This window comes from Microcoleus sp. AT3-D2 (assembly GCF_036705715.1).
Taxonomy (GTDB): domain Bacteria; phylum Cyanobacteriota; class Cyanobacteriia; order Cyanobacteriales; family Microcoleaceae; genus Microcoleus.
Window position 1 is genome coordinate 43929 of the sequence record NZ_JAUBVE010000008.1, and the last position, 21500, is coordinate 65428.

Annotated in this window: 14 protein-coding genes; 7 read left to right on the plus strand and 7 right to left on the minus strand. The window is 47.6% G+C overall.

The genetic code is table 11. The features are described 5' to 3' along the window. The first annotated feature begins 265 nt into the window (after window positions 1–265). A complete protein-coding gene (locus QUB44_RS05490) occupies window positions 266–4399 on the plus strand; it encodes a DNA-directed RNA polymerase subunit beta'' (protein ID WP_333364118.1) in 4134 nt (1377 codons plus the stop codon). A gap of 311 nt (window positions 4400–4710) precedes the next feature. On the opposite strand, the gene QUB44_RS05495 is transcribed toward QUB44_RS05490, so the two are convergent. After that, window positions 4711–5106 (minus strand): response regulator, encoded by a 396-nt coding sequence (locus tag QUB44_RS05495; protein ID WP_006632892.1) that lies wholly within the window; start codon window positions 5104–5106, stop codon window positions 4711–4713. A gap of 1479 nt (window positions 5107–6585) precedes the next feature. On the opposite strand from QUB44_RS05495, the gene QUB44_RS05500 reads away from it, so the two are divergent. From QUB44_RS05500 to QUB44_RS05510, 3 genes are all read left to right on the plus strand, one after another. Further along, entirely contained in the window at window positions 6586–9138 is a 2553-nt protein-coding gene (locus tag QUB44_RS05500) for a DNA topoisomerase (ATP-hydrolyzing) (protein WP_333364121.1), read from the plus strand. 232 nt (window positions 9139–9370) lie between these two features. Continuing rightward, the gene (locus QUB44_RS05505) at window positions 9371–10801 is read left to right on the plus strand and encodes an ABC transporter ATP-binding protein (protein WP_333364124.1); all 1431 of its coding nucleotides are present in this window, start codon (window positions 9371–9373) and stop codon (window positions 10799–10801) included. A gap of 149 nt (window positions 10802–10950) precedes the next feature. Next, entirely contained in the window at window positions 10951–11103 is a 153-nt protein-coding gene (locus QUB44_RS05510; RefSeq protein ID WP_015179166.1) for a high light inducible protein, read from the plus strand. Between the two features lie 214 nt (window positions 11104–11317). Here the strand turns inward: QUB44_RS05510 and rpoD are convergent, their stop codons facing one another. Beyond that, on the minus strand, window positions 11318–12484 hold the full coding sequence (rpoD, locus tag QUB44_RS05515) for an RNA polymerase sigma factor RpoD (protein WP_333165178.1): 1167 nt from the start codon (window positions 12482–12484) through the stop codon (window positions 11318–11320). 289 nt (window positions 12485–12773) lie between these two features. On the opposite strand from rpoD, the gene QUB44_RS05520 reads away from it, so the two are divergent. Further along, window positions 12774–13022 (plus strand): hypothetical protein, encoded by a 249-nt coding sequence (locus QUB44_RS05520; RefSeq protein WP_333167619.1) that lies wholly within the window; start codon window positions 12774–12776, stop codon window positions 13020–13022. Window positions 13023–13170: 148 nt separating this feature from the next. Here the strand turns inward: QUB44_RS05520 and QUB44_RS05525 are convergent, their stop codons facing one another. The 3 genes from QUB44_RS05525 to trxB form a co-directional block, all read right to left on the minus strand. Then, the gene (locus QUB44_RS05525; protein ID WP_333364127.1) at window positions 13171–13335 is read right to left on the minus strand and encodes a hypothetical protein; all 165 of its coding nucleotides are present in this window, start codon (window positions 13333–13335) and stop codon (window positions 13171–13173) included. A 998-nt stretch (window positions 13336–14333) separates the two neighbouring features. Next, complete coding sequence (locus QUB44_RS05530; RefSeq protein ID WP_333165176.1) at window positions 14334–15218, minus strand: ABC transporter permease; 885 nt, start codon at window positions 15216–15218, stop codon at window positions 14334–14336. A 405-nt stretch (window positions 15219–15623) separates the two neighbouring features. Continuing rightward, the gene (trxB, locus tag QUB44_RS05535) at window positions 15624–16994 is read right to left on the minus strand and encodes a thioredoxin-disulfide reductase (RefSeq protein ID WP_333364131.1); all 1371 of its coding nucleotides are present in this window, start codon (window positions 16992–16994) and stop codon (window positions 15624–15626) included. Between the two features lie 585 nt (window positions 16995–17579). Here trxB and QUB44_RS05540 point away from each other — a divergent pair. Both QUB44_RS05540 and QUB44_RS05545 read left to right on the plus strand, forming a co-directional pair. Then, entirely contained in the window at window positions 17580–18596 is a 1017-nt protein-coding gene (locus tag QUB44_RS05540) for a methyltransferase domain-containing protein (protein ID WP_333364134.1), read from the plus strand. A gap of 260 nt (window positions 18597–18856) precedes the next feature. Then, the gene (locus QUB44_RS05545; RefSeq protein ID WP_333364137.1) at window positions 18857–19096 is read left to right on the plus strand and encodes a helix-turn-helix transcriptional regulator; all 240 of its coding nucleotides are present in this window, start codon (window positions 18857–18859) and stop codon (window positions 19094–19096) included. Window positions 19097–19214: 118 nt separating this feature from the next. On the opposite strand, the gene QUB44_RS05550 is transcribed toward QUB44_RS05545, so the two are convergent. Then, window positions 19215–20150: a hypothetical protein gene (locus QUB44_RS05550; protein WP_333364141.1), complete on the minus strand. Its 936-nt coding sequence runs from the start codon at window positions 20148–20150 to the stop codon at window positions 19215–19217. Window positions 20151–20231: 81 nt separating this feature from the next. Beyond that, window positions 20232–21296 carry a diguanylate cyclase domain-containing protein gene (locus tag QUB44_RS05555; RefSeq protein ID WP_333364144.1) on the minus strand — a complete coding sequence of 355 codons (1065 nt, stop codon included), beginning with the start codon at window positions 21294–21296 and terminating at the stop codon, window positions 20232–20234. Window positions 21297–21500: the final 204 nt, after the last annotated feature.

Consider the following 21500-nt stretch of genomic DNA (forward strand, 5'->3'; position numbering starts at 1 on the left):
GGTAAGGGGTAATAACTGACAAGTAATCGCTAACAAATAGTGATTGAAACTAGAAAAATTACACATTACTACTTACTAATTACCAATCAATACGGTTCAGTTAAGGAAAATTGTGGCGAAATGTTGGGTGGGGTGAAATGTTGGGTTTCGTTCCTCAACCCAACCTACGCACTACTGCCCTCTGCCTCCTGCCTCCAATTTCTAGCTTGGCTGCTTTCATTGAGATACTCTCGTTACCAATTACCAATTACTACTACTCAGAAAGATGACAGAAAATAAGGAAATTGTTTTTCGCAATCGAGTTGTTGACAAGGGTCAGCTCAAAAAGTTAATCTCTTGGTCTTTTATGCACTACGGAACGGCCCGTACAGCGCAAATGGCCGATAAACTCAAAGACTTGGGTTTCCGGTTTGCGACACGAGCGGGAGTTTCGATCAGCGTAGACGATTTGCAGGTTCCCCCCTCAAAACGATCGCTCCTAGATGCAGCCGAAGAAGAAATCCGCATCACCGAACAAAAATACACCAGAGGCGAAATCACCGAAGTCGAACGCTTCCAAAAAGTAATCGATACCTGGAACAGCACATCAGAAGACCTCAAAGACGAAGTAGTCAAAAACTTCCGAGCCACAGACCCCCTAAACTCGGTCTACATGATGGCATTCTCCGGGGCGCGGGGAAACATTTCTCAAGTGCGACAGCTAGTCGGAATGCGCGGATTGATGGCTGACCCCCAAGGCGAAATCATCGACTTGCCAATTAAAACCAACTTCCGCGAAGGACTCACCGTCACCGAATACATCATCTCTTCCTACGGCGCGCGCAAAGGCTTGGTAGATACAGCGTTGCGGACGGCAGACTCTGGCTATTTGACTCGTCGTTTGGTGGATGTGTCCCAAGACGTAATTGTGCGGGAAGTGGACTGCGGTACTCAGCGGGGAATTCGAGTACGGCCGATGACGGACGGAGCAACAGTGCTGATTCCCCTCAAGGACAGGCTGCTAGGGCGGGTGTTGGCTAGAGATGCGGTGCACCCCAAAACCGGGGAAATCGTGGCCTACGGCGACGAAAAAGCCGTCCGAAATCAGCCAATTACCGATGAGTTGGCGACGGAAATTGGTAACGCTGGGGTGGCAGAGGTGTATTTACGATCGCCCCTGACTTGTGAATCTACCCGATCGGTTTGTCAGCACTGCTATGGCTGGAGTCTCGCCCACTTGAAAATGGTGGACATGGGAGAAGCGATCGGGATTATTGCAGCTCAGTCGATCGGGGAACCGGGAACCCAGCTCACCATGCGTACCTTCCACACAGGCGGCGTATTCACCGGAGAAGTCGCGAAACAAGAACGCGCCCCCTTCCCCGGCGTGGTGAAATTCAAGAACTTGCGTACTCGCTCGTTCCGCACCAGACACGGCGAAGAAGCACTGGTGGCAGAAAACAACGGCAAACTTGTATTTGAAGGCGACGGCTTTGAAGAAGGGAAATCCGGCGCCAAAAATCAAAAACTGAAAATCGAATTGGCGATCGTCCAGGGTTCTACTCTGATGGTCAAAGACGGACAGCGCGCCATTCCCGGTCAAGTTTTGGCAGAAGTGCCGATCGTCGGTCGCGCCGCCCGCAAAACCACTGAAAAAGTCACTACAGACGTGGCTTCCGACTTAGCCGGAGAAGCGAAGTTTGCTGATTTGGTGCCAGAAGAAAAAACCGACCGCCAAGGGAACACAACCCGCACAGCCAGCAAAGGCGGGCTGATTTGGATTCTCTCAGGAGAAGTCTACAACTTGCCCCCAGGCGCGGAACCGGCAGTGAAAAATGGCGATCGCATTCCGGCCGAAAGCGTGATTGCCGAAACTAAACTCGTCTCCGAACACGGTGGCGTAGTCCGCATCGCTGACCCCAGAGAAATTGAAATTATCACCGCCCAAGTCCTGCTCGACCAAGCAGTCGTGCGGGCCGAAAGCGCAGGCGGCCGCGACCACTACACGATCGAAACCTCTTCTAAGCAGCGGTTTTCCCTGAAGACTGCTCCTGGGAGCAAAGTGATTAACGGGGAAGTGGTGGCGGAACTACTCGACGACAGCTACCGCACAGCTACAGGGGGCATTGTCAAGTACGGCGGGGTGGAAGTCCACAAGCGCGGCAAAGCTAAACTTGGCTACGAAGTCGTGAAGGGGGGGACTCTGCTCTGGATAGCGGAAGAGTGCCACGAGGTGAATAAGGATATTTCTCTGCTGCTGGTGGAAGATGGTCAGTACGTAGAGGCCGGTACAGAAGTCGTTAAGGATATTTTCTGCCAAACCAGCGGGGCAGTGGAAATCACTCAGAAAAATGACATCCTCCGGGAAATTGTGATCAAACCGGGCACACTCCATGTAGTTGACCGCCCGCCGCTAACATTTGGGGAAGGTCAAATCGTCAACGCCGGTCAAGAAATTTTCCCAGGCTTGGTTGCCGAAGAGTTGGGCTATGCCGAGTATATCGAAACTCCCGAGGGCCCGGCTTTGTTGCTGCGGCCTGTGGTGGAATTTCCAGTCCCGGATAAGCCGCCGGTGCCTTCTCAGACAGCGCTGAATGAGTCGATCTCTTTGAAAGCGGTGCAGCGACTCCCTTATAAGGATGGGGAGCGCGTCAAGTCTGTCGAGGGATTGGAACTGCTACGGACTCAGCTTATTTTGGAAATTGGTTCGGGAGCTCCGCAACTGGCGGCAGATATCGAGCTACTGCCGGATGAGGATGATGCTATGGCTTTTGGGGCGGACGGTTCGGGCCCGGCTTGGGGTTCGCCTGAAGACGTTAGTGCGTCGCAAGAGTTGGCGGTGGCTGTGGCTGATGGGGGCGATCGAGTTTCCAAGACTTTCCGCTTGCAGCTAGTCATTTTGGAATCGCTAGTGATTCGGCGGGATGTGTCTGCTGATCCGACTCAGGGCAGCACTCACACGCGGCTGTTGGTCGAAGATGGGCAGTCGATCGCGCCCGGGGCAGTAGTCGCTCGCACCGAGATTCTCTGCAAAGAAGCGGGTATCGTTCGAGGCATCCGTGAGGGGCATGGCGAACCAGTGCGCCGACTGTTGGTGATGCGAGATGCGGATTCTATTTCGATCTCTGTGGCGGGTACGCCGGATGTGAGTCCGGGTCAACTGCTGGTAGCCGGTACCGAAATAGCTCCGGGGGTTGTTCTCGAAGAGTCCGGCCAAGTTGTGAAGGTTGTACCTGCGTCGGAGACAGAATCGGCGAAACTCTTGCTCAGGGTGGCTCGTCCTTACCGGGTTTCGGCCGGTGCGGTGCTGCACGTAGACGACGGCGACTTGGTGCAGCGGGGTGACAATTTGGTGATTCTGGTGTTTGAGCGGGCAAAAACTGGGGATATTATTCAGGGTTTGCCACGGATTGAAGAACTTCTGGAAGGGCGGAAGCCGAAGGAGGCCTGTATTTTAGCCAAGCGGCCGGGGACGGCTCGCGTGGTTACGGATGACGATGTTGTGGAACTTGCGGTAATTGAGGATGATGGCCGGATTGAGGAGTATCCTTTGTTGCCTGGTCAAAACCCGATCGTTTCCGACGGACAGCGCGTAGGCGTCGCCGAAGCTTTGACCGACGGGCCTGCTAACCCTCACGAAATTCTGGAGGTGTTCTTCCACGTGCTCAAGGAGCGACAGTCTACTTTTGAGGCTGCCTTGGAGAGTTTCCAACAGGTGCAGACGTTTTTGGTGAATGAGGTGCAGTCGGTTTATCAGTCTCAGGGTGTGGATATTTCTGACAAGCACATCGAGGTGATTGTCCGCCAGATGACCAACAAAGTCAGGATGGAAGATGGCGGCGATACTACTATGCTCCCCGGCGAGTTGGTAGAATTGCGGCAGGTTGAGCAGGTGAATGAGGCGATGTCAATTACTGGTGGAGCGCCGGCGGATTATACTCCGGTGTTGCTGGGGATTACTAAGGCTTCGCTGAATACTGATAGCTTTATTTCTGCTGCTTCGTTCCAGGAGACTACGCGGGTGTTGACTGAGGCTGCGATCGAAGGTAAGTCTGACTGGCTGCGCGGGCTCAAGGAAAATGTGATTATCGGTCGCCTGATTCCTGCGGGTACTGGGTTCAATGCCTATGAGGATGCTGGGGTTCAGGATGCGGGTTTTGATGGTGCTGTGTTTGATGACGACATCCACGATTTACAGGAGGATGTGGTACTTGATGACCGATCGGCGCGCCGTGCTTATACGATCGAGAGCGGTTTTGAGATCGGGCGCCCGTCTGATCTTGAGCCTGATGAGGATTTTGAGGAAGTTGAGGTTGATGACGACGATTTTGTCGCTGAGACTGAGGATGATGCCTTGGGACCGGATGTTGACGATGATGACGATGATATCGGTTTTGACTTCGATGAGGACGAAGAGTAATCATAGTTTTGAGATTGCATGAATGAGTGAACAGCGTTGCGCTCGCTGAGGATAATTTGGTTCCTCGCCGCAACGCACACTTCGATTTCATGAGTTAAAAAATCTCAAATTTTCCCTCACTAATTCAAAGTCTGAACTCATAGCATTGTGTAATCGGGACATTCAAAGGAAGAAGGAAGAAGGAAGATTCAGAGTTTAAGCAAACTTTGTAATTCTAGAGTTTTAATTGTTTGTTAGTTCAAACAAACAATTCTTTCTTCCTTCTTCCTTTTTACTTCTTCCTTCTTATTCCTTCTGCATTTATGGTTCACTCAATCAGGCAGCAATGCCTTGATTTGATTAACAAACTCTTGATGGTCTACCACAGGTTTAGAGATGTAACCGTCGGCACCGCTTTGATCCAGAAATGTTTCTTTATCACCAGCCATCGCGTGAGCAGTCACCAAAATAATCGGCAGCGAGGCCGTTTGCGGGTCAGCTTTGAGCAGTTGAGTAATCTTAATGCCGTCAACAGATTTGCCTTGGTACACGCTGCGCGAAAGAGACACATCCATTAAAATCAAATCAGCTTCGCCGTTGGCAGCAATCTGCATCACCTCTTCAACATTTTCCGTGTGCTTCACGGCTAAGCCCCCCCGCTTAGTCAGAATTTTGGAAAAAACCCGAGCATTAACCAAATCGTCCTCTACAATCAGAACGGTTTTCATAAATAAATATGGGAAGTATAGAAACTTTGTGACTTTAGTCCAAAGAGGAACACGAGACGGGGACTACATTCCCCGTCAAAAATGCAGAGTTTTTAGCGCCATCAGCCGGGAACCCTGCAAAACCCGTATGTATATCCTTGAGCCACTAGCTGTGAGAGGGTTTACAGATGCCTAGAAGCATCCACTACCATCATTTAGACTACTACACACAGACAGTTTAGTTGTTTTTTATAACTAGACCTGGCACTGGTGAGAGTCTCAAGATTCTCAGGTAGCAGGTTTCTAGTACAATCCAGGACGCATGGACGACGCCTCGCAACCTAGTTTTTGCTCGTTTCGGCGGGCTATAATGAACTATTGCTATGAAAATACCCGGTTTCTGACTACCCGTGCGTCCTGGACTTATAGTATCCTCTCTTTCGGTCAAGCCTCCGGCTTCTACCATTTTAGATTTTAGATTTGAGATTTTAGATGGGAACTGATTGACTGGATATCAATTTGGATCACGGGTCTACAGTTGCATTATTTTTTGAACTGCTATTAGAGCCGGGAATGTGTGATAATTATTTTCCTTCTTCCTCACTAGAATCAAGCCATGTTTATTCACATACTCTCGTCGCCACAGTATTCGGAGTAGCGAATCTAGCGGGGATTGTTGGAGATTTTTAATTCTCAGTTTTAACCCCTCAAAACGGCTTAAAATATCGACGCTTCCGTTCATCTAGTGGATGTCAGACTAGGAGATATCGCCCGGAGAGCTTTTGACTGATGAATTCATTAATATCGGCATTTTTGACCCTCTCAGCGAGTCTCCGCCACGTTCTATTGTTGAATAAGCCCCGAACTGGGACTTCAGTCATAGTCCAGTCGCCTCTACACGATCAGAACAAGTACCAGTACCAGAGATATTCCAATTCCGCTTACTTTTCTTTTTTAATACTTTCGGAGTCCATCACGCTTGCCAAAATACGATAAGCTCGATCATCGTCAACCATTGCTGCTTGATCCACGCTACGGCTGTACCGAGACGAGATCAATCCGGGGTTTCTCCTGAATAAAATATTTCTTCGTGTAGATGGTTATTCCTAATTGCAATTAAATTCTATCATAGATTGACGGGGACTCAAGTCCCTCGTGACGCTTTCCTAGGAACAGCTACAGCCTCACTACGTTCTGAGTTTCTGGCATTCCGTGTTCTCCTGTGAATCAACCTTCTCACGGCAGAAGGTAAATAGACAGGTAGGCGCAAAGGTCGGCAACATAGAGGTTAGGGTAAGAGTGGAGAGTAAGAGGCAAGTGCTGCCCGTCTTCGGGACTCTGATTCTGCTTTCACAAGTTAAGTTTATTTTTATTCTTCAACAGGGCGGTTGGGTCGAACTTTCGGTTCGCCTGCGGCAAAGGCTTTTCAATCGAGACAGGCAACCTCGGCATTATTGACAGAGGCTGTTTTCACTCAGGAATTAACGGACACAAGGACTCATGGCTAAACAACTCAACCTACTTTCCGGGCAAGTAATTTCTACGCCTCTGCACGCCGAGATGCAGCAATCGTACCTCGAATATGCCATGAGTGTGATCGTCGGGCGAGCTTTGCCTGATGTCCGCGACGGTTTAAAACCAGTTCACCGTCGAATTTTATATGCGATGCACGAACTCGGTCTGACGCCAGACCGACCTTACCGTAAGTGCGCCCGGGTAGTTGGAGATGTTTTGGGAAAATATCACCCCCACGGCGACCAATCGGTTTACGACGCTCTGGTACGCATGGTTCAGGAGTTTTCGAGCCGCTATCCTTTGCTTGCGGGTCACGGCAATTTCGGTTCGGTGGACAATGATCCGGCGGCTGCTATGCGCTATACGGAAACTAGGCTGGCACCGATCGCCCACGAAGCTATGCTAACCCAAGTCGGCGATGCAACTGTTGATTTTACTGCTAACTTTGACAGTTCCCAGCAGGAACCGACGGCGCTGCCTGCTCAGTTGCCGTTTTTGTTACTCAACGGGTGTACGGGCATTGCTGTCGGGATGGCAACTAATATCCCGCCGCACAATTTGGGGGAGGTGGTAGACGGTTTAATTGCTTTGATTGAAAACCCGGAACTATCCGACGAGAAGTTGATAGAACTGATTCCGGGCCCTGATTTTCCAACCGGAGGGGAAATTGTCGCTACAGAGGGCATTGTTGACGCCTACACTAAGGGTCGAGGCAGCATTGCGGTCAGGGGTGTGGCCGGGGTGGAAGAGGTGCCAGGTAATCGCAAGGTGCGTACTAAAACGGCGATCGTGGTGACGGAGTTTCCGTTTCAGGTAAATAAGGCGGCTTGGATTGAAAAGGTGGCGGAGTTGGTCAATGCTGGCCGCCTCGACGGTATTTCTGATTTGCGTGACGAGAGCGATCGCGAAGGGATTCGAGTGGTGATTGAACTCAAGCGGGAATTTACCCCTGAAGCGGTTCTCGCTCGCCTTTACCAACAAACTGACCTGCAAACAAATTTTGGGGCGATTTTGCTGGCAATTGTCAACGGTCAACCGCGACAGTTGACGCTCCGACAATTGTTGCAGGAATTTCTGGATTTCCGGGAAGTGACTCTTACCCGCCGCTACAATTACGAGTTGCAGGCTGCAGAACGCCGCTGTCATATTGTCCAAGGCTTAATGTTGGCTTTGACAAATCTCGATACAGCGATCGACATTCTCAGAAATTCTCCTGACGGCTCTACTGCTAAGCAAACTTTCCAAGTTCGCCTCAATTTGAGCGAAAGTCAAGCTGATGCGATTTTGGCGATGCCTATGCGTAGGCTGACTGGTTTGGAAAGGCAAAATTTGCAGTCTGAGTTTGATGAGTTGATGGCTAATATTCAAGAATTGCAGCGGTTGTTGAGCGACAGACGGGAACTTTTGAAGGCTTTAAAGAAGGAATTTCGCTCGCTAAAACGCAAGTACGCTGACCCCCGCCGCACTAAATTCGCTAATGGAACTGCACGCGCAGCAAACGCCGAATCACAATTTGCTGGTAAAAAAAATTCTGGGGTCAAGCAGTTGTCGCCGGCAACGATTCAGCCGAACTTATTGCCCGTTCTAGAGCCAGAGGAAACTATTGTTGAATTTTCGCACAAGCAGTACGTGCGACGGTTGCCAACTGGGGAAAAGCCACGCTCGAAAAGTCGCGAAAAATCGGTTTCAGCTTTAGAAAAAAATGAAGATTTTATTGTGACGGCAAATCTGACGAAAACCGATCGCACTTTGGTCGTCTTAACTCCTAACGGCAAAGCTTATCCGCTGAAAGTGGCCGATATTCCTAGTAGTAGCGCCAAAGACCGGGGAACGCCGATCGTTAGTTTGTTGTCGCCGAGTGCTACTAAAGACAGTGCCGATCGCGCTTTGTCGGAAATCACAGTTGCACACTTTATTTTGCCGGAAAATTCGGAAGCCGCGGATTTAGTAACTCTGACTCAGCAAGGAAAAATTAAGCGCTTGGCGATGCAGGAATTTGCTGATTTGACTAATCGTGGCGTTACTGTTGTTAAACTCAAGGAGGACGATCGGCTGCGCTGTGCGAGTCTGGCTAAAGTCGGGGAACAAGTGGCAATCGCCACTTCAGGAGGCCGAGTCCTCCGGTTTGAGATTGATGATGAACAACTGCCGCCAATGGGCCGCGCGGCCCAGGGTTCTCAAGTAACCAGGTTGCGGAAGCAGGAACAGTTGGTGGGTTGCATCACTCTCTACCCGGACGACAGTCTGGTGCTGTTTTCCGAGTTGGGGTGGGCAAAACGAATGCCTGCAGGTTCTGTCAGACTTACTAACCGGGGCGAAATTGGCACTCAAGCTTTTCGTTTCTCCGAACCTAAAGATGCTTTAGTTGGCTTGCTGCAGGCTGTTCCGGGTACGGATGTCAAACTTTTTACTAATTCTGGCCGCCTGCTGCGATCGACTATTGATGCTATAGCTTTTTGGGGGAAAGATGCTGCGGGCGATCGAGTTTTTGACCTCAATCCGGGTGAAAAAATTATCAAAGTTATCAGCAGTCAATAGTCATGGGGCATGGGGCATGGGGCATGGGGCATGGGGCATTAATCAGATTTGTGACCTCTGACTTCTGACTTCAACATCCATCCGTTAAATCATTTAAATCCTGTACACTGCTCGTTCCCCAACTTCCTCCTTCCTTGAATATCTCAATTACCAATGCCCAATTCCCAATGCCCAATTCCCCATGCCCAATTCCCCAATCTAAAATCTAAAATCTAAAATCTAAAATTGTTTAATGGCGCAAGTTGTATTAGAAAATATCTACAAAAGTTTTCCGCTCCGCCCAGGAGAACAGGAAAAAGAAGCAAACACCGCCGCAGAAAGTGTCTCGCCTATAGCCGAGCGCCCTGCGTCTAACAGCGTTTTGCGGCGCATTAACCTAACGGTCGAAGACGGGGAATTCATGGTGTTGGTGGGGCCTTCTGGCTGCGGAAAAAGCACTTTGCTGCGATCGATCGCCGGTTTGGAAGTTTTGACAGCCGGCAATATTTGGGTTGGCGATCGGCTGGTTAACGATTTGCCTCCTAAAGACCGAGATATCGCTATGGTATTTCAAAATTATGCTCTCTATCCTCACTTAACAGTTTACGATAATCTCGCCTTTGGATTGCGCCGCTCGGAAAGGGAGAAGGAAGAGGGAAGAAGGAAGAAGGAAGAAGGAAGAAGGAAGAAGGAAGAAGGAAAAGGGAAGAAGGAAGAAGGAAGAGGGAAGATACAAGGAGAAGAAGGAAACATCCAGAAGATAGAAAAGATCAGGAATAAGGTAGAAGAGGTTATTAATAATTTACCTTCTCATTCTTTTAAAAATCATCTAATTTATCCTTTGTTTGAGGACTTTTTAGGAGGAGCGACTCGCAAGTTGCCTCCGGGTTTGCGCTATTTGTCGGAACGGGAAAAGGCTGTAGGAAAACGAGTCCGAGAGGTAGCTGAATTATTGCAAATAGAATCTCTTTTAAATCGCTTGCCGAAACAACTTTCGGGAGGGCAAAAGCAGCGGGTAGCTTTGGGTAGGGCGATGGCTAGGAATCCTGAAGTTTTTTTGATGGACGAACCGCTATCGAATCTGGATGCAAAATTGAGGGCGGAAACTCGATCGCAAATTGTGCAGTTGCAGCGACAGTTGGGAACTACAACTATTTATGTGACTCACGACCAAACTGAGGCGATGACTATGGGCGATCGGATTGCTATTATGAAGGTCGGCCAGATTCAGCAAGTAGCTCGACCTCTAGAGCTTTATAACAAGCCGGCTAATCTATTTGTTGCTGAGTTTATCGGTTCTCCGCCGATGAATTTTTTGTCGGTGGAATTTAGTGCTCCGCTGTTGATTTCTCACCCGCAATTTCGCTTTACTTTACCGGATATTTGGGCAAAAAGTCTACAACAATATGATGGGCGAGGGCTAATTTTGGGCATTCGGCCGGAACATCTGAGCATTAACCCTCCGGCTACCAAAAATCTTTCGGTACAAGTGGAAATTGTAGAGGCTTTGGGACACGAAACTTATTTGGGGGTTTGTTTGACGGATGCTCCGGCGGTGCGGATGCAAGTGCGGGTTCCTCCTGAGCGATCGATCCGAGTTGGCGAGGAGCTTTGGTTGGCCATCGCCCATGACAAGATTCACTTGTTCGACCCTGATACCGAGTTGGCTATTTTTCCTCGTTAGGCAAAATCATCAAGGTCGATTCCCTCCGGGATAGCTTCGCTTCACGACCCTTGTGACCGAGGTCACTAATCACAAGCTTGCATTTTTATCAAGGAATGTTATATTTATTTACATAAGCCTTACACAAGTTAACGAAAGGAGTTCGCACTATGCAAGAACAAAAACGCAACGCTTGGAACTGGGGCTTCAGCGAGGGAGCCGAAAACTGGAACGGTCGTTTGGCGATGATTGGTTTCTCTGCCGCGGTCATCATCGAATTGGTTTCCGGTCAAGGCCTGCTTCACTTTTGGGGCGTGATGTAATTTTCTAGTTAAGAATTTTGTGACACTGCAAAGCTTGGGAGTTCCGTAACGGACTCCCTAAATTTTGACAGCGCGATTTGGGCAGCAAATAGCCACTTGCTCCGGGCAGTTAGCAGCACAAAATTTAACCGCTATAACTCAAACCGGGGCGGGGGGTCTCCCCCCCAAAAAAAAGAGTGCGAATCACTCTTTTGGGTGATGCTAGCAAATTACTCTAGCGGATATATTCCTTTAAGATGCTGTTGCGGTTGGGATGGCGCAACTTCCGCAGGGCTTTAGCCTCGATTTGGCGAATCCGCTCACGAGTGACGTTAAAGATTTGACCAATTTCCTCCAAGGTCTTCATCCGTCCGTCATCTAAGCCGTAACGCAACCGCAGTACATCCCGTTCTCGGGGGCTGAGAGTATCCAAAACGCTTTCCAAGTCTTCCCTGAGCAGGTTTTTCGAGACTTGATCTTCTGGTGTTTCTCCGTCTGATTCAATAAAGTCTCCCAGACGCGAGTCTTCCTCTTTGCCGATCGGAGTTTCTAGAGATATAGGCAACTGTGCGGACTTAGCAATGAACCGCAACTTCTCGATCGTCATCTCCATGCGGGTAGCAATTTCTTCTTCCGTCGGCTTGCGACCCATTTCCTGAGACAGGAGTTTGGTAGTTTTCTTGATCCGCGAAATGGTTTCGTAAAGGTGAACCGGTAGGCGGATAGTGCGGGATTGGTCGGCGATTGCCCGGGTAATGGCTTGACGTATCCACCAAGTTGCGTAGGTAGAAAACTTGTAGCCTTTTTCGTGATCGAATTTTTCAGCGGCTCGGATCAGACCCAAAGAGCCTTCCTGAATCAAATCTTGGAAAGACAAACCGCGATTCATGTATTTTTTGGCGATCGATACCACCAAACGCAGGTTTGATTGCACCATTTTTTCCTTGGCCCGACGGCCGACGTGAAGTCGGTGACGGAAGGCAGGAAGTGCCATATCTACAGCATTAGCCCATTCGCTGTCTTTGGGTTCGCGGTTATACTCTTCGAGCAGTTGTTCTCGAACTCGCTCTAATTCCAGCAAATCTGCAATCTTGCGCGCTAGTTCAATCTCTTCGTCAGCTCGCAGCAATCTAATCCGACCAATTTCTTGGAGGTAAAGACGAATAGAGTCTTCAGTATAATGCTTTTTCTTTGCCTGAGCCCGGCGGCGGGCTTTGGCGCCTTTGCCAGATTTAGTGTCGTCCTCAGATTGAGAGTCTAAGAATTCTTCTCGATCGTCTTCTTCGTCGATAAAGAGTTCTAACTCGCTCTCAGGTAGAACGCTTTCGGCGCTCCGAAGCAACTCGATTGTTTCCATTTCCGGTGTAATTGTGGTTTCGAGTACGGTGTTAGCCTGGATCATGCCGTCTTCCTCATGCTCCTGAATTAAAGAATAAATAACAGTGGAATAGTGTCTGTTTGTAGTTTAGACAAGTTAGCCAGTATTGACATTCCCGCAGGAAAAAATAGTGGGATTTTCGGTCTGCTAGCTGAATCTGTTACCGAAACTGCACCAGTTTTATGACTCAAAGTTCGAGTTCGGGTTTGAAGCAGGCAGCGCATTCAATTGATCGCCGATTTTAACATCGCGACCTTAAATTGAGCTAGCGGCTTTTTCTTTCGGAGCGAGTTACCACATCATCTGCAATACCTTGCCCAGAGAAGCAAACCATGAAGTACGATCGATCGCACTTCCAAAAATACTGGCTTTTTTACTCGGTACTTCGAGCTTTTACCCCTACAAGTTTTCCGGCACGGAACCCTCTAACTTTTGTATTGGAGGTGTCGAACTTTTGATTCGCCTTGCTTTGACTCCGGTTGTCAGACATGACAGTTGCACGGCAAATTTTCGCCACCTTGGATATCGGTCTGCTGGCTCAAATGCAACAGCAGAGGGTTGAAGCACCAAACGGGGAGAATTGGATCTTGCAAAGACCTTCCCGATTGTAGCCTTTCTCACAAAAAATGGAAGTTGTTTTCCATTGTTTGTCAAGAACTAGGAAAACTCTGTCAGCTTAGCTTGACAATACTAACTCATGTCCGGCTCTGCTAAATCCTGAGAACGGCCCGCAAAAACTTTGGCACGATCGAACGGCGCTGTTTTCTGCGTATATCTGGGTGAACGGCTGCGGCGTAGTTGGCCAGACACTTAACAGACAATTTTTGAGTTGCCCAAATTGGAACCAATACAATCCGTGTAGATACACCCATCATTACCCTGTTTCCCTGAATTGAATCATACGCAATCTGCGATTGAATAAAGCTCGTAGCTTTAGTTTTAAGCCGGCCACTCTGGATTAGAGACCGACTCTGACCCCCAATGAAGCGTTGCGGGTTGAGTAGTGCAACAGGGGCTTTCATTGTTAAGTTAGCTCAAATCTCAGAAATTGGGTTTAATTTTAACGTTAAATCACATTAAGTTCTTAACGTCACATTCTTATTTAAGCAGTTCGACACGAGTTTGTCGCGTCAATGGCAAAAACCACCAGGATAAATTCTACTGAGAGTTAAGCAGCCACGCAACTCTCGGCTGCGGATTTCTCTAATTTTTTTGGCTTTCGGTTCGCACTTACGCGATCGCACGCTCTCACAAACCATACAATTCGCCATCTCTCGGAAGTATAACTTCACGATTCCTTTAAATATCTCATGGCAGCGTGAAGATTCTATAAAGCCCTTTAATTAATTTTAGATAGGATTCCCCAATTGTCTTGATAATTTCAAGCAGACGCAAAAAAATCGTAAGCGGACGTTGATGCAACTGTCTGCCAATGATAGCTCCGCCATAGAAGAAAAATTTACCCAGTTAGCGATGTGCTTGCTATGGTTAGAGAAGGCATAAGCTGCAGGATGCGCTTAAAGATTTGAACCGATAGGAGGCTAGTGCGATCCTCAAAATTTTGTTATTATTTACAGCGTGTCATCAGAAAGCACAGAGCCGCGCTTTATCCTCTACTGGGGTTTAAATTATGTGGCTTGAGCGTTAGGGGATGAAGCTATCAAGAAAAATTTACGCTCCGTGTCTATATAGACAACCCAACGAAGGTTTACTAGAAAGAATGCACCTTCTTGAGAGAAAGATTTAGTAATTAATCTGGCCGATATTACGATCTCTTTATAGCGCCTGTTTGCAGTCAGGACTTCAGTTTTTTTTATATTTGTGAATAAGCACTAAAGTCCTGACTGCGAACTTAATGTAACCGCGAGACAAATTACTGCTGATTCCGCAGGCGAGGGTTAACAAACTCGTTTAATCCTTCCCCTACCAAAGATAGTCCCACCACCATTAAAGTCATCGCCAAACCGGGAAACAAAGCCGTCCACCAAATGCCAGTAGGTAGTGCATCTAAAGCTAAACGCAAGTCGTGTCCCCATTCGGGAGTTGCTTCGGGAAGTCCTAATCCGAGAAATCCTAAACCTCCTAATGTTAAAATTGCATCGGCCGCGTTGAGCGCAAACAGCACCGGTACGCTTTGAATCACATTCAGAAACAGGTAGCGCGAAAGCACTGTCCAAGTGTCAGCACCCATTGCTCGCGCAGCTTCGACAAATAATTCGGTTTTGACGCTGACGGTGTGATTCCTGACGACGCGGTAGTATTGAGGGATGTAGGAAATGCTCAGGGCGATCGCAGCATTAAAAACTCCTTTTCCCACTACAAACGCTAGCGTCAAAGAAAGTAGCAGCCCCGGCAAAGTATAAATTGTATCCATTAAAAATAACAACACTCGATCGAGCTTACCGCCCAAATAACCGCTAACCAAACCTAGCGGGACACCGATAAACAAACTCAAAGCAGTGGCTAAAATTACCACTTGCCAAGCAGCCCGAGAAGCAAACAGCGTGCGGGAAAATACATCGTAGCCACTGCGGCTAGTACCAAACCAATAATTCGCCGACGGCGGTTCGTGGATAGGGTTACTCAAAGCCTCGGTAGGATTTTGCAGCCATCCCCAAGCTTGCATAGCTGGAGACAAGGTGGCTACCAATATAAACACGACAGTTATTGTCAAACCTGCCCACATCATTTTCATTGACAGGCTTGACGGTGAGGCACTGTTGAGAAATCGCGGCAGTCGGAGGCGGCTTTGAGCCATAATGACGATCGACCAAATATAAGACTTTTAGATTTTAGTAGCACTCAGGCGAAAAAACCCGGAACAGTCAATCGATTTTAGATTTTAGATTTTAGATTTTAGAGGCGACCCCACGGATAAATGCTCTTTCTTGAGGATTTTCGATTTTCGATTTGGGATTGATTCCACGAATAAATCACGTGGCGGATACCCTCAAAAAATTCCTGGTCAAAAATCCTCTTTCTCATTCGCCAAACACTCGCAACAAACCGGGTTTTTTCGGGGGATGCGGCTAAAAAAAATCGGTTTATCCCCTGCACGGGACTTGCGCGCAGGAGATAAACCGGGTTTTTGGCAGGTGGGACGCAAGTTGAGTTTAGGTGAAATTTCTCTTGGCCAACCTCAAATCTAAAATCGATCAAATTCCTACAAATTACTGGCAATTAACTCGCGGTACTGGCTTTTTGGCTTAACTCCTTTGAGATCAGCTACCAAATCTTTGTCTTTGAAATACTGAATCGTCGGCGTACCAATCACGCCAGCATTTTCAGCAATTTCTGGATCTTCTTCAATGTCAATTTCCACGTAGTGGATTTTGCCGTCGAACTCATCTACTACTTTGCTCAAAATCGGCTTGAGGCTGTGGCAAGGCCCACAACTCGGAGAGGCATATTTGACCACAATCAGTCGATCGCTATCGTGGAACAACTTCCGCAAAGCATAACCTCCTTCGTGGCGCGTGTCGTTGATATCAAAGTTCTCGCTGGTTTTGCGAACTTTTTGAGCTTCCGGCGCTGCTGTGGGTTGCTCGGATTCCTCGGTTTGATGGAATTCCTGCGTTAAACCCTTGACTGACAGCCAACGTTCTGCCAGCATCGCACCCATACAACCGCTGCCGGCCGCAGTGATTGCTTGGCGAAACTCGTGGTCTTGCACGTCGCCGACGGCGTAAACTCCCTCGACGCTGGTTTCTACCGAACCGTGTTTGGTGGCGATATAGCCTACTTCGTCGAGTTCTAGCTGACCTTGGAAAAGTTGAGTGTTGGGAGTGTGACCGATCGCATAAAACAATCCTTTCACCAGCAAATCGCTCTCGGAGCCTGTCTCGATATTTCTAATTCTCACCCCGTCCATTTTGCCGCCCGCTTCACCCAAAATATCCACTGCTTCAGTGTTCCAGTGCACGGTAATTTTGGGATTGCTCAGCACTCGGTCTTGCATGGCTTTGCTGGCGCGCATTTGATCGCGCCGCACCAGCATATGTACGTGAGAGCCGTATTTTGTCAAATAAATAGATTCTTCCGCTGCTGTGTCGCCCGCGCCGATGACAGCTAAGTCTACTCCTTTAAAAATTGGGGTAGCGCCGTCGCAAATCGCACAGGCCGAAATGCCGTGACTCCAAAATATGTGTTCGCTAGGCAGCCCCAGCCTTTTCGCCGTCGCGCCTGTAGCGATTACTATCGTGTGGGTTTTGATTTCTCTATCTTCCGATCGCACTGTAAACGGACGCTCGCTCAAATCTACGTAAGTTACATCTTCTGTGTATAATTCTGCACCCCAGCGCACTGCTTGAGCTTTCATTCGATCCATGAGTTCCGGCCCGGTGATGCCTTCGGGAAAGCCGGGAAAGTTTTCGACTTCTGTGGTGGTCATCAGTTGACCGCCGGGGACGCCTCCCGCTTGGTAGCCTTCAAACACTACGGGTTTCAGGTTTGCCCGACCTGCGTAGATTGCTGCGGTGTAGCCTGCAGGGCCTGAGCCGATAATTACTAGGTTTTCTACGGTTTGTTCGGTCATAGCTATTTACTTAAACTCATAACGACTTCGTTTTACTAATTCTAGCAGAGTTCGATCGAGTTTGGTTTGATGCCATTGTGTGATCGAGCATCTGTATCTATTGTTGAGGGTTGATCGGTCTTCGGGGCAATTCCAGCTACTTTAATAAGCAAAAACAATCTAAAAGTCTATTTAGTTTTAAATGTTCGATCTATTTTGACCCCTCAAATCTTAAGAAAGTCTAAAGACGACTCAAATTATTGACATCATTCTCAATTATTTTACCTATTTACTTGCTTTGAGGCTTGTGGTAGGATTTTCACAATCCAGGCGTCTTATGACTAATTTGACTTTTTGACGCTGAAACCTACTTAATTCATAAAATTAGCAAACTCTTCAAATGTAATAAGTACAATTATTTATGCAAAATCAGCATTTTATGGTTTAAGAATTGTAACGGAGATTTTGCCAAATTTGACAAAATACAGTATTTGTGGTAAGCAAGGGGCGAGCGGGGGAAAATTAGAAGGAAATTTTTAACCGCTTCGGAAGCACAGGCGGGACGCCCGTGCCACGATAAACATAGAATTTTGTAATTGTGTTTAGATGGAGAAAACCAAGATATTGTTTGTGTGCAGTCAGAATAAGTGGAGAAGTTTGACTGCCGAGAAAATATGCCAGAAAGTTAGTGGCTACAGCGTGCGATCGGCGGGAACGGAAAAAGGTGCAAGAATTAGAGTAACTGAGGGTCTTGTCGGTTGGGCAGATTGGATATTTGTGATGGAGAAGAAGCATGGCGATCGACTTCGCAGCAAATTTCCCGAAAGTCTCGAAGGCAAGAAAGTTATTTGCCTGCAAATCCCGGACAATTACCAATATATGGAACCGGAGTTAGTCGAGATTTTGCAGGCGAAACTGAACCCCTATATGGAAATGCCAGATAACGAGATAAATTTTATGCAGCGAGTTTTGGAACCGGAAGTGATGGATTCCTTGGAAGAGGCGATCGAATACGATTCGATGGATTTTGCTGAGGTTAATGCTGCTTTTGCTCAGAGTGCTGCGGCGTTGGGGCCGGTTTTTGGAAACGTTTTGGATGCGGGGACGGGTACGGCGAGAATTCCGATCGCCCTTTGTCAACTCCGGCCAGCATGGAAATTGACTTGCATTGATTTGTCGGCAAATATGCTGAAAGTCGGGGCCCAAAATGTGGAAAAGGCGGGCGTGCGATCGCAAATTACTCTCGAACTGATCGATGCTAAAGCCATGCCGTATCCAGACAGTTATTTTGACATGGTGATTTCCAACAGCATTATCCACCATTTGCCCGATCCGCTGTCGTTTTTGCAGGAAGTCAAGCGGGTGTTGAAGCCACAGGGAGCAATTTTTTTGCGGGATTTGCTGCGGCCAGAAACAGCGGAAATCAGGGATAATTTAGTCAAGCTGTATGCGGGAGATTGCAACGCGCATCAAAAACAGTTATTCAGCGATTCGTTGCAAGCAGCATTTACGCTGGATGAAGTTGAGGAGATGATGCAAAATGCCGGGTTGGATGGGTTGAGGATTTATGAATCTTCGGACAGACACTGGACGGCAGAACGTGCTTGGTGCGAGTCTTTGTAAGCACGGGACGATCGCCCGATAAAATTTTATACGCAGTATTGCACACCTTCAAGCTAAATACTTGTCTAAATCCGACCAACTGCGAAATCGGCCCAGGACGCTTCTATTGTCAATTGGGAAGCAGGCGAACAATAACCTAGGAATTGAGACGCTGTTTGTAAGGCATAATCGATTCATGCTCCTTTCTGAAATTGTCTAATCAATTTATTGTTTAGTCAAGATGCTTAAGCATCTTATATAAAAAATGTGCGATCGAGGTTATGCCGAAAAAGCCCATTCCGCGACCAGAAAATGAAGAGTCACATTTGAAGAAGCTCAGGGAAGAACTGGAGATGAGTCAGGAAGATTTGGCGCGAGAGCTTGGCGTTTCGTCGCAAACAATCAGTCGTTGGGAGTTGGGGAAGAACGTACCCACGTTTACCGTCAAGCAGATGAAAGCTTTGGAGAAATTGCTCGCTAGCATCGGCAGGTCGATCGGCGATTTGCCAGATAATCTGTAATGGAAACGATTACTTTGGGGATGCGAGCGCCAAGACTGTAAAATTTAAAAGGGCGATCGATGTCGAACATCAGGTTTGCTTGTTCGCTCCGCCAACAACTTAAAGGGCTACTTTAGGCTTAGGGCAATGGAATTACGCGGCGCATGAAATTGCCACTAATACCTTGATCCAACCACTCTTCATCCAACCACTCAAGTACATCGGGTTGCCAGTAGGCAGTTGCTAGCGGTAACCAACCAAGAAAAGAGCCCATTCCACCGCAAATCGAGAATCCGCAATCTCCGCCTCGGACTGTATGTTTGTCGCTAATTATCTCGCAATCGTAAGGATTTTGGGCGATGTTGAGTCCGAAAAGGTTGGGCTGCAAGTGGAGTTTCCAGTCGCCTAGATTGTTAGTTGGGTAGAAATCGCTAGGACTGAAGTCTCCCCAGCGAAATAAAGTTGTGCTTCTTGCACCGCAGGCATACTCCCATTCGTCGAAAGTTAGCAAACGGAGTCCTTCAGCCGCCAATTCAGTCGCTATGTCTTCCTGCGTCTTGCTAATAATTTGCCAAGCCGCAACCGAACCATCCTTACCGCGATCGAATCCGTATCTATCGCCACAATTAACACTCGGACTGTCGGGAAAATCTTGTAATAAATTCTGGATTTTAAGTTCCTCCGAATTAATTGCCTCTAGACCGATTTTTGTTGGTTGAATTTCTACAAGCATCGGGGCAATTGCCACCTTTCGAGAAGGTGTAGTGACGCTTTGTACGTAAGAGTAGATGTCTAGAACGAACCCGTACTCCTCAGCAGTATCTTGAAATAATTCTATTTGCTCGTCTGTCGGGCGAAAGTTGTCGGCTTCGTATCCGATTTGGACTTCAGCCCCTGGCATCAGAGAAAATAAAGATCCTCCATACTCAAAAATGGCAATAGAGAGTTCGGGGCCGCCATCAGAGTAAAATCGCAAACCTTTAAAAATTACTGACTGTGGCAGATGTGTTGCTAATTCCTCTGAGTAGCGATATTTTTGTTCTTCGCTCAATTTTTGCCATTCCTGCAATTCCATAAGCCAAAATTTCCTCAACTCAACCTCTTCTACTTATCTAATTTTATAGCATCTAAAATTACTCGATCGCGCCCTCGGTCTTTAGCATGATAAAGCGCGCGGTCTGCCGCTGCAATCAAGTTTTTTTTGTGCTGCGGGCGATCGAGGAAACGTACTCGCTACCCCCAAACTCAGCGTCACGCGAGAACACACCTCCGAATTAATGTGTTCGATTTCTAGTTCTTTGATCCACACTCGAATTTTCTCTGCAATCCAGACAGCTATTTCAGGCGAAGTCCGAGGCAAAATTACTGCAAATTCTTCGCCTCCGTAACGGGCTACCAGAGTCTCGTCCGAAACTTCGCCTGTTGAGTAATTTACCGCGGCTAAAATAGCTTGGGCTACCTGCTGCAAGCAAGCATCTCCTGCCTGATGTCCGTAAGTATCGTTGTATTTCTTAAAAAAGTCAACATCACATAAAATTAAAGATATTTCTGCTGCTTCTCCCAATTCTTGCCATTTTTTCTCTAAGTATTCGTTAAAACAGTGACGGTTGGCAACCTGAGTTAAGCCATCTAAGTTGGCAAGGCGATACAGTTCGCTATTAGCTGCTCTTAATTGAGAATTAGCTGCTTCTAGCTGGGATTGCGTAAGCGATAAGTTGTAATAAAGTTCGCTTATAAACCAAGTAGCTTGTTGGTGAATTTGAGATAAAGCTACCCACACTTGATGCACGTCTAACAATCGGTAAACTTGAGGTTCTAACTGTACAACAATTGGCTCGTAAATTAGTTCAGGCGGTCGCTGCATGACTCGCTGAGCTGCCAAGACAATTAAGGTTAATCCTGGTAAAGTCAAAATATCGGTTTGAGCTATTTGATACAAGGCTATAATCGGTCTGCAAGCAAATATATCTACTCCGTAAGGGCGGCTCATGCGTTCCATAAATCGCCGACGCGATATCATCCCTAAAAATTCCCCATTTACGGTTAATATCACTCCCGGAAGCAGCGGGTGAGATTGAAAAAACCGGGCTACTTCTTTGGCGAGATATGAGGATTCAACCTGAAAATTGAATACAGCTAGATCCTTAAGAGTAGACTCTAAAGATAAATTTTTGGGTGAGTTTTTGGGCGAGTTAGACGGTTCAATAAATTCAACAGACACAGCGCAGATCCGAATAAATAATAAAGAAGCAACAAAGCTAGTGTCAGATATTAACTTATACTAACATTTATTTATGAGCAGTCACTGTATTCTTGACTACACTGTTTATTTCAAGGGATAAGCTGCTGCGTTAGCTTCTGCCTTGCCTGCATTGCATTACATTGATTCATCCTCACTCAATTAGAGAGCTGTTGAATTATTATT

Excerpts from the sequence above, each read along its gene's own strand:
- QUB44_RS05540 (WP_333364134.1), top strand. The coding sequence starts at position 17,580 with ATGGAGAAAACCAAGATATTGTTTGTGTGCAGTCAGAATAAGTGGAGA.
- QUB44_RS05505 (WP_333364124.1), top strand. The coding sequence starts at position 9,371 with ATGGCGCAAGTTGTATTAGAAAATATCTACAAAAGTTTTCCGCTCCGC.
- QUB44_RS05490 (WP_333364118.1), top strand. The coding sequence starts at position 266 with ATGACAGAAAATAAGGAAATTGTTTTTCGCAATCGAGTTGTTGACAAG.
- rpoD (WP_333165178.1), bottom strand. The coding sequence starts at position 12,484 with ATGATCCAGGCTAACACCGTACTCGAAACCACAATTACACCGGAAATG.
- QUB44_RS05495 (WP_006632892.1), bottom strand. The coding sequence starts at position 5,106 with ATGAAAACCGTTCTGATTGTAGAGGACGATTTGGTTAATGCTCGGGTT.
- trxB (WP_333364131.1), bottom strand. The coding sequence starts at position 16,994 with ATGACCGAACAAACCGTAGAAAACCTAGTAATTATCGGCTCAGGCCCT.
- QUB44_RS05510 (WP_015179166.1), top strand. The coding sequence starts at position 10,951 with ATGCAAGAACAAAAACGCAACGCTTGGAACTGGGGCTTCAGCGAGGGA.
- QUB44_RS05550 (WP_333364141.1), bottom strand. The coding sequence starts at position 20,150 with ATGGAATTGCAGGAATGGCAAAAATTGAGCGAAGAACAAAAATATCGC.
- QUB44_RS05525 (WP_333364127.1), bottom strand. The coding sequence starts at position 13,335 with ATGATGGGTGTATCTACACGGATTGTATTGGTTCCAATTTGGGCAACT.
- QUB44_RS05500 (WP_333364121.1), top strand. The coding sequence starts at position 6,586 with ATGGCTAAACAACTCAACCTACTTTCCGGGCAAGTAATTTCTACGCCT.
- QUB44_RS05545 (WP_333364137.1), top strand. The coding sequence starts at position 18,857 with ATGCCGAAAAAGCCCATTCCGCGACCAGAAAATGAAGAGTCACATTTG.
- QUB44_RS05530 (WP_333165176.1), bottom strand. The coding sequence starts at position 15,218 with ATGGCTCAAAGCCGCCTCCGACTGCCGCGATTTCTCAACAGTGCCTCA.